15 protein-coding genes and 1 tRNA gene are annotated in these 14,872 nt (G+C 34.7%); 7 read left to right on the forward strand and 9 right to left on the reverse strand.

Annotated elements, in window-relative coordinates; genetic code table 11:
• Positions 1-41 precede the first annotated feature (41 nt).
• Both AC0INN_RS18045 and AC0INN_RS18050 read left to right on the forward strand, forming a co-directional pair.
• Entirely contained in the window at positions 42-407 is a 366-nt protein-coding gene (locus AC0INN_RS18045; protein WP_306614426.1) for a four helix bundle protein, read from the forward strand.
• A 38-nt stretch (positions 408-445) separates the two neighbouring features.
• Positions 446-1,141 carry an RsmE family RNA methyltransferase gene (locus tag AC0INN_RS18050; RefSeq protein WP_306614428.1) on the forward strand — a complete coding sequence of 232 codons (696 nt, stop codon included), beginning with the start codon at positions 446-448 and terminating at the stop codon, positions 1,139-1,141.
• A gap of 27 nt (positions 1,142-1,168) precedes the next feature.
• On the opposite strand, the gene AC0INN_RS18055 is transcribed toward AC0INN_RS18050, so the two are convergent.
• The 3 genes from AC0INN_RS18055 to AC0INN_RS18065 are packed head-to-tail and all read right to left on the reverse strand — an operon-like array spanning position 1,169 to position 3,119.
• Positions 1,169-2,017, reverse strand: a complete 849-nt coding sequence (locus AC0INN_RS18055) for a hypothetical protein (protein WP_306614430.1) — start codon at positions 2,015-2,017, stop codon at positions 1,169-1,171.
• The gene (locus tag AC0INN_RS18060) at positions 2,014-2,445 is read right to left on the reverse strand and encodes a hypothetical protein (RefSeq protein WP_306614433.1); all 432 of its coding nucleotides are present in this window, start codon (positions 2,443-2,445) and stop codon (positions 2,014-2,016) included. The genes AC0INN_RS18055 and AC0INN_RS18060 overlap by 4 nt, the downstream gene beginning before the upstream one ends.
• 17 nt (positions 2,446-2,462) lie before the next feature.
• Positions 2,463-3,119, reverse strand: coding sequence for a TrmH family RNA methyltransferase (locus AC0INN_RS18065; protein ID WP_306614435.1), 657 nt, complete (start codon positions 3,117-3,119; stop codon positions 2,463-2,465).
• Positions 3,120-3,285: 166 nt separating this feature from the next.
• Here AC0INN_RS18065 and AC0INN_RS18070 point away from each other — a divergent pair, with 166 nt between their 5' ends.
• Positions 3,286-4,302, forward strand: a complete 1,017-nt coding sequence (locus AC0INN_RS18070; RefSeq protein WP_306614437.1) for an asparaginase — start codon at positions 3,286-3,288, stop codon at positions 4,300-4,302.
• 54 nt (positions 4,303-4,356) lie between these two features.
• Positions 4,357-4,443: transfer RNA gene (locus AC0INN_RS18075), tRNA-Ser, on the forward strand.
• Positions 4,444-4,938: 495 nt separating this feature from the next.
• On the opposite strand, the gene AC0INN_RS18080 is transcribed toward AC0INN_RS18075, so the two are convergent.
• The 3 genes from AC0INN_RS18080 to AC0INN_RS18090 all read right to left on the reverse strand — a co-directional run bounded on the left by AC0INN_RS18080 (position 4,939) and on the right by AC0INN_RS18090 (position 7,310).
• Complete coding sequence (locus AC0INN_RS18080) at positions 4,939-5,238, reverse strand: hypothetical protein (protein ID WP_306614439.1); 300 nt, start codon at positions 5,236-5,238, stop codon at positions 4,939-4,941.
• 204 nt (positions 5,239-5,442) lie between these two features.
• Positions 5,443-6,177: a hypothetical protein gene (locus AC0INN_RS18085; RefSeq protein WP_306614441.1), complete on the reverse strand. Its 735-nt coding sequence runs from the start codon at positions 6,175-6,177 to the stop codon at positions 5,443-5,445.
• A 401-nt stretch (positions 6,178-6,578) separates the two neighbouring features.
• Positions 6,579-7,310: a hypothetical protein gene (locus tag AC0INN_RS18090; RefSeq protein WP_273650787.1), complete on the reverse strand. Its 732-nt coding sequence runs from the start codon at positions 7,308-7,310 to the stop codon at positions 6,579-6,581.
• 309 nt (positions 7,311-7,619) lie between these two features.
• On the opposite strand from AC0INN_RS18090, the gene AC0INN_RS18095 reads away from it, so the two are divergent.
• Positions 7,620-8,810, forward strand: coding sequence for a glycoside hydrolase family 88 protein (locus AC0INN_RS18095; RefSeq protein ID WP_306614443.1), 1,191 nt, complete (start codon positions 7,620-7,622; stop codon positions 8,808-8,810).
• 11 nt (positions 8,811-8,821) lie between these two features.
• Positions 8,822-9,925, forward strand: a complete 1,104-nt coding sequence (locus tag AC0INN_RS18100) for a DUF4861 family protein (protein ID WP_306614445.1) — start codon at positions 8,822-8,824, stop codon at positions 9,923-9,925.
• Between the two features lie 109 nt (positions 9,926-10,034).
• Here the strand turns inward: AC0INN_RS18100 and AC0INN_RS18105 are convergent, their stop codons facing one another.
• The 3 genes from AC0INN_RS18105 to AC0INN_RS18115 form a co-directional block, all read right to left on the reverse strand.
• Entirely contained in the window at positions 10,035-10,733 is a 699-nt protein-coding gene (locus AC0INN_RS18105; protein WP_306614447.1) for a hypothetical protein, read from the reverse strand.
• A gap of 121 nt (positions 10,734-10,854) precedes the next feature.
• Positions 10,855-12,387 carry a M20/M25/M40 family metallo-hydrolase gene (locus AC0INN_RS18110; protein ID WP_306614449.1) on the reverse strand — a complete coding sequence of 511 codons (1,533 nt, stop codon included), beginning with the start codon at positions 12,385-12,387 and terminating at the stop codon, positions 10,855-10,857.
• 97 nt (positions 12,388-12,484) lie between these two features.
• Positions 12,485-14,215, reverse strand: a complete 1,731-nt coding sequence (locus tag AC0INN_RS18115; RefSeq protein WP_306614451.1) for a helix-turn-helix domain-containing protein — start codon at positions 14,213-14,215, stop codon at positions 12,485-12,487.
• 283 nt (positions 14,216-14,498) lie between these two features.
• On the opposite strand from AC0INN_RS18115, the gene AC0INN_RS18120 reads away from it, so the two are divergent.
• On the forward strand, positions 14,499-14,729 hold the full coding sequence (locus AC0INN_RS18120; RefSeq protein WP_172283897.1) for a hypothetical protein: 231 nt from the start codon (positions 14,499-14,501) through the stop codon (positions 14,727-14,729).
• The last annotated feature ends 143 nt before the right edge of the window (positions 14,730-14,872 follow it).

The following is a 14,872-nucleotide window of genomic DNA, read 5'->3' on the forward strand; positions in this document are numbered from 1 at the left end:
TTTGCTAAATTGTAAAGTTGCAAATTTGAAAATCGTAAAAGATGGATCAGTTTTACTTTGAAAAATTAGAAGTCTGGCAAAATGCCCGGCAATTGGTTAAGGAAATTTATATTGCAACTCAATCTTTTCCAGAAATTGAGAGGTTTGGAATCACCGATCAAATCCGAAAAGCAAGTGTAAACATTACTGCTCATATAGCAAAAGGGGTGTTAAGAAAATCAAAGAAAGATAAATCCCGTTTTTTGGATACCGCTTTTGGCTCAACAATAGAAGTAATTAATTTTTTAATTCTTTCGTACGATCTCCAACTTTTAAATTATGAAGATTACCTTCATTTAAGAGGTCAGTCGGAATTCATTTCTAATCAAATTAATTCATTAAAGAAGTCCATCCATAATGAATCTTAGCCCTAATTAACAATTCAGCGATCAAAAGCTACCCACTTATGAAATTATTTCACGGAAATATAGAAAACAATACCGTAACAATCCATGATGAGGAACAACAGCATATTGTAAAAGTTCTTCGCATGAAAAACGGAGAGGAAGTCCATGTAACAGATGGAAATGGAAATCTTGCCTTTGGAAAATTGATTTTGGAAGGTAAAAAAGCTCTTTTGGAGGTGTCCGACATCAAAACCGGACTTCCGGATTTCAATCCTAAACTCCATATCGCGATTGCTCCTACCAAAAATATTGACCGGATAGAGTTTTTTGTAGAAAAAGCTGTAGAAATGGGTATTTCCGAAATCAGTTTTTTAATAACTGAAAAGACAGAACGTAAAAATATCAACATTGATAAGATAAGAAAACAAGCTATTGCAGCTTCAAAACAAAGTCTGAGATTTCACTTTCCTGTCATTCATGATCCCGTAAAGTTTTCAGATTTTATAAAAGGTATATCCCCGGAAAGTACTTTTGTTGCTCATTGCCATGAAAACCTGGAGAGAATTGAGCTTAATCAAATTCCCAAACTGGACCATTTCACTTTTCTTATTGGTCCTGAGGGTGATTTTTCTGAAAAGGAAATTCAAACTCTTGCAGATCAAAAAGTAAGAGCCGTGTCCCTTGGAAATCAGAGACTCAGAACCGAAACAGCAGGCATATTTGTCGCATCATGGAATTACCTTCATCTAAAATAGCTGCATAACATTACAAGCTTATCCTTTTTAAGCAACCGAATATTTTTTTCTAAACAGAGGTCTCAAAAGATGATAAGGGAAAAAGATGACAATCAGGAAATAATTTGCATTTTCAAATTCAGCTAAAACAAATATAGCTGTGTAAACATGAAAAATGTAAAGGAATATTAAAAAGAAGGTAAGCAGTTTCCGATTACCCCCCCCAAGAAAACAAAGGAATTGCGTCAAAATTCCTAATACAGTTATTACAATCCAAATATGATCATAGGCATAAATACTTTTAAATACAGGAGGTATTTGCATATCTGCCATCCAATAATTATCATAGGTATTAAGCTTTGCAGCATCTTTGCTAACCCAGGTGAGCTTATCCGTATTTTTAATCAAATTCTTTACCGTACCCAGGATTTTACTCATTCCCGCAAGGGTATAGGTCATTAGTATTCCCAAATAAAAGTATTGTACAAGTTTATAATCCTTGTCTTCTAATTCCTTTGGGAGTAAAAAAATACTAAGAAAAAATCCCAGAACGATGATGTGCCCATCGTGATGGACTCCAAAGTTGGCCGCAATAGGGAGATTAATAATAGCGACTAACAGAAAAATAAAAAAATTAAGAAGATAAGATGGTTTGAAAACCGTAATAATCAAAAGAGCAGCACAGACGATCAAAAGTCCGGCAAAAACAAATGTCCCCGGAAATTCAGGAAAGATCAGCTTTTCAAGCTGAAAAACAGGTTCATAGATTGCCGCAGGTCTTTCTTTCAATCTGATAAATTCCAGATACTGCGCTACCAGCCAGTACAATCCGAAAAACCTTACCATGTAGTAGGCAACCTTATAATTGAATACAGTAAGCTGAGGATAGTTCATCACAGTTTTACAATCAGTTTTTTGTTGATATTCATCTTTGCTTCTCCTATTTCCTTCGGACGATAAGTCTCTTTATAAAGAAGATAACCTTTATATTGAGGTTCAGTATCTTTTGCGAAAATCAGTAGCTTCCTCTTATTTTCTTCCTTGTTCACATTATCTTCTATTCTTTTACCATATGTTCCCACGATAACAGCTTTGTCATTGGCATCATAGCTGCGGACGGATTTATTTACAATTCTAATGGTATCACTATCGGTGATTCCATAGAGTTTATATTGGTCTTCCGTAGCCTCTCCTCCGCTAGGCACTGTAAAAAGCTTCCAACTGAAAAACGGATATAATTCTTTATACCCTTTTTCCATGATAACTAAACTGATAAGGGACATTACAAAAGAAAAGATAAATAATTGTAGGGTATATTTTTTCATCAGATTAACAATCGGAATTATGTTTTTAAATAATGTTCGAGGATTTCATGGCCGCTTCTTATAGAATTCACAGCCCATCGTATTTTCATTTGCAGGAGTTTCTCTTCATTAAGTTTGTATTCTATTCCTGATCTGAGAAGTTTTTGTTTTAATTCATACATACAGATTCCTGCAGCAACGGAAACATTAAAACTCTTTGTGAAGCCATACATGGGAATAGCCAGTGTTTCATCTGCAAAGTCAAGAACTTCTTCTGACACACCTTCCAGCTCAGTTCCGAATACCAAGGCAATAGGCTTCGTAATGTGGTAATCAGGAAGCATCACAGCATTTTTTTCTGGTGAAACGGCTAAAATTTTGTAACCTTCATTTTTAATTTCCTGAAGTGACGAAATATCTTTAGCCATTTTCTTTACTTCAACCCATGTTTCAGCACCTTTTGTAACGGTAAGATTGGGATTAAAAACATTTTCTTCTTCCATAGCTACCACTTTATGAAACCCACAGGCTTCCACAGATCTAACAATAGCTGCTGCATTTCTGAACTGATAAATATCTTCCATTACGGGAAGTACAAAGTCAGAACTCTCTTGAGAAAAATGTTCGATCTTCCTTAATCTCTCATCCGTTAAAAATTGTTTTAAATATTCAAAAGTTTGTGCTAAATCTTTCATCTGCATTCAATTTCTTTTTAATAACAAGATGGAACGCAACTCATTATAAAATGATTTTATAAAATTTATCATGAAGCGTTTCATTCATTTTCAAATCTTTGCAAATTAACGTAATTTTGAGTTTATAAACCTGCACAAGGTTCAACTTCTTAATAAAAAGTAATACATGAAACGAAAAGTCCTGTTGATATACACTGGTGGAACTATTGGAATGGAAAAAGATTATGAAACCGGAAGCCTTAGAGCATTTGATTTCGGAAATATCTTTGAAAAAATGCCGGAAATGAAACTTATGGAATGTGAAGTTTTCGTCCATCCTTTTGCAAAACCTCTGGACTCTTCAGATATGGGACCGGAAGAATGGAAAATCATTGCCCATTATATTCATAAAAATTATGATCATTATGATGGCTTTCTGGTTCTTCACGGAACAGATACCATGTCTTATACGGCTTCTGCACTAAGTTTTATGTTGAAAGGACTGAGAAAACCGGTTATTTTTACCGGTTCACAACTTCCTATTGGAGATCTCAGGACCGATGCTAAAGAAAATCTGCTTACAAGTTTATATTACGCCAGTTTATATGAAAACAACGAACCTGTTATTCAGGAAGTTGCCATCTATTTTGAGTATAAACTATTGAGAGGAAACAGGACATTAAAATACTCCGCAGAATATTTTGATGCATACGCAAGTCCAAACTACCCTATTCTGGGTCAATCCGGGGTTCACCTTAATATCATCAAAGATAACCTTCACCGCTGTGATCAGAATATGGAGTTTCACGTTGATGATCATATTTCCGAGGATATTTTATTCTGGAGAATTTTTCCGGGAATGCACTTAAGCCATTTCAAGGAAATTCCCAAAATGAAAGTCCTTATTCTTCAGGTTTTTGGTTCCGGAACTATTTTCAGCAGCGAAAAAACACAACAGACACTTGAGGAAATCCGAAATAACGGAACTGAAATCGTAGTGGTAAGTCAGTGTATTTCAGGAGGAATCTCGTTTGGAAAATACGAAAACAGCAATATTTTCTCGAGGATTGGTGCTATAAGCGGAAAAGATATGACCGCAGAAACTGCAATAACAAAAGCGATGCATTTAGTCGGCAATCCTAAATATCAGGGAAGCTTTGCAGAAAACTTTTCAAAGAGTTTATGTGGAGAAATTACAGACTAATTGCTTTAATTATTTGTAAATTCAAGAAAATACATTACTTTTGCAATCTCAAACAGAAAGGTGTCCGAGTGGTTGAAGGAGCTACCCTGGAAAGGTAGTATACGGGTAACTGTATCGAGGGTTCGAATCCCTTCCTTTCTGCAAAATAACGTACTGAAAATCAGTGCGTTATTTTTTTTCATACAACATCATTATTTTTCTATAGTTTTGTTTTCAGAGCTTTATATATACAAAACAGATACTTAATACTTCGTTTTTACATAATTTTTACACAACAGATATTACTATCAAAATACAACTAATATTATGATCACGATCATAAAAAAGCTTGTTCACACTTAGTATATTCGAATATTAGTTTTCCAACTGATAAATTTCATCAAGTTAAATTAGCTTCCCTGCCCCGGGAAGCTTTTACGCAAAAAACACTTTTTAAAATTTTTTTAAATACTGGATTGGAGCCTTTCAATTGAAAGGCTCCTTTTTTGTAATAATTTCTAGCCTAAATAAAATATTAATCCGGGATGAACCAACAACTACACGCCCTTAACAAAGAGAATTAATTCAAAAGATATAGATCATAAAAAAAACGACTATCATTACTGATAGTCGTTTTTCTTATTTTTTCAGAAAAAATTATTTCTTTAAATCTGCTTTCACATCTTTATAACCATCTGAAACCGCATCGGCTCCCTTCGTGGCTGTTTTACCAACCCATTTTGTACCTTTTTTAACTCCTTTTTTAGTAGCTTTTGCACCTTTGGTCGCTGTTTTACCTACCCAATTAGCACCATCTTTCACACCCTCCCCAGTTGCTTTTGCTCCTTTCTCAATGGCTTTACCTACATTTTTAACTTCTTTTTTTACAATCTCTTGGGCATTAATAGCTGTAGCGAACAACACAAAAGCTAATAAGCCAAATAATTTCTTTTTCATTTTTTTATTTTTTAAACTGTGGTATATATTACATAAAACAAGCCAAATTTATTCAGCCTAAAAAGATTAGTAAAAATAATTTAATCAAAATAAAGCAAAAAGTTAAAAACTCTTGTGAATGCCGAACCGAAAGCTTGGTTATCTTTTTAAAATAAAAAAACACTGAAATTCAATGTTTTTTTGGGTACTCTATGCATACTTATCTTATAAGCGGCTAACCGTTAATTGGTATGTTCTGGATACATTACCATTATTAGTAATCGTATAAGAGTTAGCTGTTGTTTTCACAACAGTAAAATCAAATTGTGTCCCTGTTCCCCCATCTCCATTACAATTGGTAACATTAGGGAAAGTTACTGTCCATGTTCCTGAAATATTAGAAGACGCAGGAATAGGAGCAATACTCGCAGTTCCAATCTTATCTCTTGCTACACCTGATATATATCCAAGAGATAAACCATTATATACAAAACTTGTAATCATAGCTCTTGAGCACCCATTTGTAGCTTTTACAATAAAAAGCCCGCTAGCTATACTAACTGTTGAAGGCACTGTCACAGTTGCACTTGCGCCTGAAGCTACCGTTACCTCATCAGTATAACTATAGGACGTTGCAACAACATCATCAGTAGTCAGATCTCTTGTCAGAATATCATAACTCGAGGGTACCTGTCTGATCAGGTTTCGCACCCGAAGACTTTGATTTTTGGCATCCACGTCCAGTGATCTTTGTGGGTTTGCATTGCCGATACCTACATTGCCTGTCGCAGTCACAACGAAGTCATTGGCTTGCTGGGCTGTGGTTGGAACTCCGGTAGCAGCGTTGTCTTTTGCCCCATCTACATGTAAAATAGCCTGAGGGTTTTTAGTACCAATACCAACCTGCGCATAATAAGCTGTTAATAAACATAAACAGAAGGGAATAATTGATTTTTCCATAATTTGATTGTGTTTTTAGAATTAAAATATGTTTGTATCTAAGGACAAATATATATTTTTAAATCCATAAAAAACCTGATTCAACTTCTCCTTTTTCTAAATAAGAATAATACCAATAATATAGCTAAAATTAAGGAAAAACTTACAGCATAGTTATCATTATAGTTAATAATAATTCACCAACAAGATTAGTGTATTTTCTGTAATAAAATAATCTAAATCAGCTATACTTTTACAAAGATTGATAAACCACTGTAGCCACGCCTAAAAAACGGATTGACATAAGCTCTTTGAATACATGACCATAAACCTGGCAATACCGGGAAACATCCAATCTTAAAAAACAAAAAAACATTGAAATTCAATGTTTTTTTTGTTTTGGGATTTTATGCAAACTTATCTTATAAGCGACTAACCGTTAATTGGTATGTTCTGGATACATTACCATTATTAGTAATCGTGTAAGAGTCAGTTGTAGCCTTCATAACAGTAAAGTCGAATTGCGTTCCCGTCCCTCCATCAGCACAATTGGTTACATTGGGAAATACTACACTCCATGTTCCCGAAGTATTGGCAGAAGGAGCAATCGGAGCAATAGTGGGATTTCCAATTTTATCTCTTGCTACTCCTGATACATATCCGAGAGATAAGCCATTATATACAAAGGTTGTAATCATAGCTCTTGCACATCCATTTGTAGATTTTACAATGAAAAGACCGGTAGCAATATTCACCGTAGAGGGTACTGTAACTGTTGCACTGGCTCCAGCCGCCACAGTTACAGCTTCGGTATAACTATAAGACGTAGCTACAACATCACTGGTAGCCAAATCCCTTGTAAGTATATCGAAACTTGAAGGTACTTGTCTGATTAAATTCCGGATTCTAAGGCTTTGATTTTTGGCATCTACATCCAATGACCTTTGTGGGCTTGCGTTTCCTATTCCCACATTTCCCGCTGCGGTAACAACAAAGTCATTTGCTTCCTGAGCTGCAGTCGGGGCGCCTGTGACCGCATTGTCTTTTGCTCCGTCAACATGTAAAACTGCCTGAGGGTTAGTTGTACCGATACCAACCTGTGAAAAATAAAGCATTGGTAGGCATAAACAGTAAAATAAAATAGTTTTTCTCATAACTTGATTGGTTTTAAAAGATTAGATATAAATAATTCAATTTTAAGAACCTGATAAAAAACATGATACAATCTTAATCTGTCTGCCTAATGTACTCTTATAAGAATATTCCACTATCGCTAACTCAAAGTTAAAAAAATAAATCAAATGTTTTCAAAATAAATAAGTTATAAATTATTTCAAATAAAATAACCCATCATTTTCACTGCAATTAATCTTATAAAATATTTTTCAAACATCATCCATAATGCGGATTTTAAATATTTTCTATAAATTTTAATTAAATTGTACTTCGAATATGCATAATCTATGATTTTACAAAACATAACAACAGGCTTATTTCTGACCATCACCAGCTTAGCATTTGCACAGAATAGTAAGCAAATGTCTAAGCTAATTCAGAATGAATTTCAGCTCGCAGATAAGCAATACAAGAAGCTAATGAAAAGCATACCACAGGATAAAATGCCTCAATCTTATAATGCGTCTATTGATAAAGTAACCACAAAAGATATTACATGGTGGTGTTCAGGTTTCTATCCCGGATCATTATGGATGATTTATGAACAGACAGGAGATCCTGAGATCAGAAAAGAAGCAGAAAAGAGATTACAGCTGATTGAGCCTAATAAAACATTTACACGAGATCATGATTTAGGCTTTATGATGTTCACCAGCTTCGGCAATGCATACAGAATCACTAAAAACCCTATATATAAAGACATCATTCTTACTTCAGCGGAATCATTATCCACAAGATTCCGGCCGGGAATGCAGGCTATTTTGTCCTGGGATAAGATGGCAGACTTTAAAGGTCCCGTTATTATTGACAATATGATGAACCTGGAAATGCTCAATTGGGCAGCCCAAAATGGAGGTAATAAAAAGTTAGAAGAGATTGCAATCGCCCATGCTAATACAACCATGAAAAATCACTTTCGTTCCGATTACAGCTCATATCATGTAATTGATTATAATGTCAATACAGGTGAAGTTTTCGGTAAAAAAACCTTTCAGGGCTATTCAGATTCTTCTGCCTGGGCAAGAGGTCAAGGGTGGGCCTTATATGGCTATACCATGATGTACCGCTTTACTAAAAATAAAGCATATCTTGACCAGGCCAGGCATACCGCAAAATTTATTCTGAATAATCCAAATTTACCGGAGGACAAGATTCCTTTTTGGGATTTCAATGATCCAAAAATTCCTGAAGTTCCCCGTGATGCTTCTGCCGCTGCAATTATGGCATCTGCCTTACTGGAATTAGGACAGTATGTAAAAGCAGATGAAAGAAAAAACTATGTCGACAATGCACGGCAAATGATAGTAAGCTTATCAGGAGATCATTATCAGGCAAAAGCCGGAACGAATGGTGGCTTTCTCCTCATGCACAGTACAGGTGGGCTACCACTCCATTCAGAAATCGATGTCCCGTTAATCTATGCTGATTATTATTTTCTGGAAGCATTGAAACGATATAAAGATTGGTATTTACAATAAACCGGAAATTCATGAAATCAACATTATGGGGCTTAGTAATGATACATTGTGTATCTTTCATGCATGCCCAACAATCCATATTATTAAAATTAGAGCTAAAAAACAGTCTTACGATTCCCCGAAATATGGAGTCCGTCGAAATTCCTTTAAAAAAAGTCAGGATTCTCGCCGGTCAAAACTTTACCATTAATGATGCATCTTCCAAAAAGGAGCTCCCCTATCAGTGGTTGGCCAACGGCGACCTTCTTATTCAAAGCGACTTTAGGGCTGGCGAAATAAAAAAAATAGAATTTTATAAATCTTCACCACAGCATTTTGAGCCTAAAGTGTACGGAAGATTTGTACCCGAACGTCTTGGAGATTTTGCATGGGAAAACGAGAAGATCGCTTTCCGTATGTATGGAAAAGAACTGGAAAAAGTTCCTGAACAAAACGGTTGGGGAATGGACGCCTGGACAAAAAGAACCAACAAAATGATTATCAACCAATGGTATCAACTCAATAATTACCATCAGGATAATGGAGATGGGTTGGACTTTTTTCAGGTGGGCCATACTTTGGGAGCGGGTGATGTTCTTCCTTTTATAAATAATAATTTTGCCTATCTTGGAAATTATACTTCCTACAAAATCATTGAAGAAGGTCCTCTTCGATTTACATTTGAACTCACTTATCCCCAAGTAAAAATTGACGGCTATGAAATTTCCGCACTCAAAAGGATCAGTCTGGATGCAGGCTCACAACTTAACAAATCTGTCATTAGGTATGACTTTAAAGGAAAAAAGACCCTTCCTGTTTTTACCGGTATTGTTCATTGGGATGGTAAGGGGCAAAAAATCATCGACCAGGATAATCAGCTGGCTGCTTACTGGCCTGAGAACTCAAAAAACGGAACTGTAGGTAGCGCCATTCTATACCCTCACAGCAATAACCTTATTATTGATAAGAATAAACATCTGGGCTCGGAAACTAATGTAAAAAGCAATCAGGCCGTTACCTTTTATACGGGTGCTGTCTGGGATAAAGCAGGTGAAATTACTTCCGGTAAAAACTGGCTGTATTACCTTCAGGAATTTTCTCTCAGATTAAAACATCCTATACAGATAACCCAATAATAAAAACAAAATCCTGATCATGTAATCAGGATTTGTTTGTTTGATCAGTATCAAATACCAATAAAACCATAATTGAGTTATAATGAATGTTTTGATGTCGGTTGTATAATTAGTTACACATGGTAAGAAACTGATGGCTCATTTGCACCTTGAATCTTGCATCTGATTTCAGCTTATTATAAATAGTCATTTCTGTAGCCTGTACAGCTCTTAATTTCCGATCGATAAATTGAGCGATCTGAACAACAGAAAAAATAAAATCACGATAAACTCCAATATTTACAGTTTGCCCATGGCAAGGAAGGTAAGCCTTTAAAAAAGAAATAGTTTTCTGATGTTGATTGTAATTCACACAATATCCCGCTCCCTCTTTAAAAGTAATGATTTCACGACTGTTAATATAATCTAGAACATTTTTATCTTTAGGAGAGATCTCGTTTTTAGCAAAATACCGGTTTATTTTATCAAGAATATGTTGCGCATATTCCATCATTGTTATTGTTCTCCATTCAAATACATGGTTCATTTGCTTTTTATGCTTCTTCTCTGTATCATTTTCACAGTTGGTACAAAAAGATAAGCCAATTTTTTCATGGTATGGGAAAAAACAATCTTTGATTTGAATAGATGCATCAGCCTGAATCCTGTCATGAGTGAAGTTGTAATACAGATATGGACAATACATATCCACAAGACTTTTCAAAAAATCAGTTTCACTGGTATTCAGATGCTCTTCAAACCACTTTTCAAGATTATTGTAATAATTATTTTCAAACTCTTTATAGCTTAAATAAAAAGGCAATTCCATAGCTTTATATTTTGATAAGACAAAGCTATTTCAGTAAAGCGTCAAAACTTGACGTTTAATATTTTTTTAGTAAAAATTTAAATTTGAAGCAGGATCAATTACAGGCTATAATACGTATGAATCACTTATCATAATTCTTCATGATATACTCAAAATAATGAATCATTTTCATGTAATTTTCAATACTGATATACTCATTAGTACTATGAATGCTTTGTTTTTCAGCATCAGTAATCTTAATAGGCATAAACCTGTAAATATTTTTACTTACAATCTGATATTTATAAGCATCTGTTCCGGCAATGGTAAGATAAGGAGTGACTAAAGAATTAGGATAAACCTCCTTAATCCCCTGTTCAATCACTTTATATGCCCTAACATTCGTCGGTGATATCGCAGAAGCCTCTCTGGTATTGTCAATCTCTTCCACTTCTACATCAAAACCTTTGGTCGCCTGAGCAATATGATCTCTTATATCTTTTACAGAATTGCCTGAAAGTAATCTGAAATTAACCACAAACTCAACTTCGGGGGAAAGTACATTAGTTCCGTCACTCCCTTTCATCATGGTAAGAGCTGTTGTAGAGCGTATCAAAGCATTGGTGGAATTGTTTTTAGCCAACTGTGAAAGCAACACGGATTTTAAAAGCCATTGATTAGAAATAGCCAATCTATTTGCAAATGGCATTGTTCCGCCAATATTATCAAAAAACTCTTTAATAAGAGGAGTGATGGTTGGCTTCATCTGATCTTTTTCCAATCTTTGCATGATAACAGCAGCTTTACCGATGGCACTTTCCATAGGTGGCATTGAGGAATGCCCTCCCAATCCTTTCACTTTTATTTTTGCAGAAAAAAATCCTTTTTCAGCACAACCGATTACGGCAACATCAGAATCTATTCCTTTAATCCCTCCTTTTTCCAGGATCAATCCACCTTCATCATAAACCGCATCAAACGTCAATCCTTTTTTCTTAAAATCCTCGGCGATCTGTTTTGCTCCTTTTCGTCCTCCTACTTCTTCATCAAACCCAAAAGCTAGATAAATGTCGCGTTGAGGAACTGTTCCGCTTTTAATCATATTGGTAAGAGATTCCATCAGGGAAAACAGCATTCCTTTCATATCGATCGCTCCTCTTCCATAAATTCTTCCATTCGCAACCGCCCCGGAAAAAGGAGAAAAATCCCAATCTTCTGCTACTTTGGTTACAGCGGGTAAAGCTTTATCATCGGGTCTGAAAACATTTTGTTCATTATTTTTGATATCAGCATCGCCCGGAGGCACTACATCCATGTGTGATAAAAAAAGGATAGGTTCCAGATTAGGTTTGCTTCCTTTTAATTTAAAAACTAATCCATAGGTATTAACTTCATAGTTTTCTGTGTTTTGATAAACTAAAGGATATGATTTTTTCAAATATTCTTTGAATTGTCCAAATGGAGCATAATCAAAAACATCCAGATCACCCGCTGACACTGTAGGTATTTTAATTCCACCTGAGAACCTTTGGATGGCAGAATCATTTTTAACCCATTTTGTTTCCGGAACAGAACTTAGATTATTTTTTTTAAACGGATACGTAAATGTCTTGATCAGCAATATCGCAACGATCACCACAACAATGACTGCAATTGCTAAAAGGAATTTTTTCATGATCTTTTGTTTTGTGATAGCTTTTTCATTAAATATAACAAAGATATTCCTATTAAAAAAACTCAAAACAGAATATGGATATGAAGTAAATGTTTTTTTACGCAGGATTAAATGCCGAGAAACTATTTTTACTATCTAGTTCCTGTTTTCTTTTGCGGATAAAATCCGTTGGTCGGATCCCGTTAATTTCATAAAATAAATCTGAAAAATTCTGTCTGGATGCGATACCACACTCCTTTGCTAAAGTTTCTATGCGGTACTTAAGATATTCTTTATTCTCAAATAGAAGTGCTGTTATGTAATTGATCCGGAGCTCACTTAGATATTTATTGAAATTAACTCCTTTACAATCATTGATCACCTGAGAAAGATAATTTGAATTGGTTCCCAACTGCCCGGCCAGTTTGTGAATGGTAAGACCTTTTTGAGTATATTCTTTTTTTGCTTCAAATATTTTCAGCTTAGTGAGAAGCTCTTCTACCTTATTTTCATCTAATCCGGTTTTCTTTTCCTCAGCATCTATATTCAACAATGATTTTTCAGGTACTGAATTTTGATGTAAACTGAATTTTTCCTCCAAAAGGATATATTTCTGCTGAATATCCTTTTCTCTTCTATATCTTATGACAAGAAGGATGGTAAGTATAATCGCCAGAACAATTAAACTTACTATAATAATATTGCCCCAGGAATTGGCTTTCTCCAGTTTACTTTTTTCTTCAAGCAAAGTCTTGGTATCAAATTCTTTATGAATTTTACTCGACAAATAAATAAAATCCTTCGAAATAATACTGTCTGCTTTTAAAAGCTGACCGGTAAAATATAATTGCTCGCCTTGATTCCCTTCTTCCTTATAATGCTTGATCAGGATTTCATAATTTTCTCTAAGATCAGGAAGAATAAATTGATGTTTTTGAAATATAGAATCAACTTTCCTAAAATACACAATAGATTCCGTATCCTTTTTTAATCCGGCAAAACTTTTCCCTATATAAAAATATCCTACGGATAGTCGTGCAAAATCACCGCTTTTCTTCATAGGAAAAACCGACTGTTTCAAATCATCGACAGCCGTTATATAATCTTTTTTATCAAATTCCGATATTCCTTTTGCAAGCTGAAAATAGCCTTTCTCCTGCGAGTATTCACCATTGGCACCTACCTGTTCTAATCCAGTGTGGATAGCCTTATCTGCCTGATCCGTCTTATGTAAATTACGGTAGCAGATAATCAATTGATGTAAGCTGTTGAGATAACCTTTTTTATTGTTATACACTTCATTAGGATGCAATCCGGATTTTGATTTCGGTCCGTAATAGGCGATACATTGTTCAAATAATTTTGAGGCCTCCTCATAATATCCTAAATAACTTTTTACAACACCTATATGATACAGATTCTGATATTTCAGGAAATCATTTTTCGTATCCTTCGAATATTCGTAAGCGAGCAGATATTCATTCAATGCTGCCTGGAACCTTTTGTAATGATAGTAATAAACAACCCCTTTTTCTAGATAAGCAGTACTTATGAGATCTTTATCTCCGGATTGCTGAGCAGCCCATACCGTGCTGTCTGCATAAATAAGCTTCTGTTCGTTGGAAGAGGAATAGAATACTCCATCCTTATATCCCTGAACAAGCTTTTCAAAATTCTTTTCCTTTTTAGCTTTATTAATATAAGGTTGAATATATGGAAACGCCTGAGTGTTATTTTCTTCGAAGTTTTCGTATTTCAACCGGAGTTTATAATAGTCACTGTATCCTTCCTGAGAAAAGGATAATTTAAAAATTACTAAGACGAGTATAAAAAGCAGTTTTTTTATCACTTCGAATATTTAACAAACCATATTTATAAACCAAAAATACATAAAATCATTTAATTCCTATTAAACAATTATGATTTAATCCCCTTGGTTTTCGACACATTAAAAATTTGAATAAACAATTGAAAATCAAATATTTAACATTGTCCTTATTTATGAATTAGGACGTCTTAATTGCCGAATAGAGACAACAAGTACTTTTTTTTATCATTTTATGCCTATAATTTCGGACTCAGAATTCTGAATGATAAACCTGGCCGGGATAACCTTTTAACTCTGAAATTTTATGAAAAAGATTATCTCATTAAAAACCTTTCCATTAATAATTGCTATGGCAGTTTGTATGACTTTAGGAGCTTGCAGACAGGATGATGAAAACGACTTTCAAATGGCAAAGAATAATGCCACTGGGCTTAAAATTGCTAGTGACAAGCAATCAAAGACGGTAGAAGGAAAACTGGTTGCAAAAACAGATCCTCCTGTAAAAAACGGAACACACTGGAAAACACAACCATAACAGGAAGAAAGCATTCCTGAATGTTGATTATAACGAACTAACAACCATGTTTATATATAATTTAGTTGCAAATTGCAGGTAAATTCCAAAGGGCCCGGCATATTACAGGGCCTTTTTTAATGGAAATTTAATTGATATTTTAA

The sequence above is a fragment of the Chryseobacterium subflavum genome (assembly GCF_055762745.1).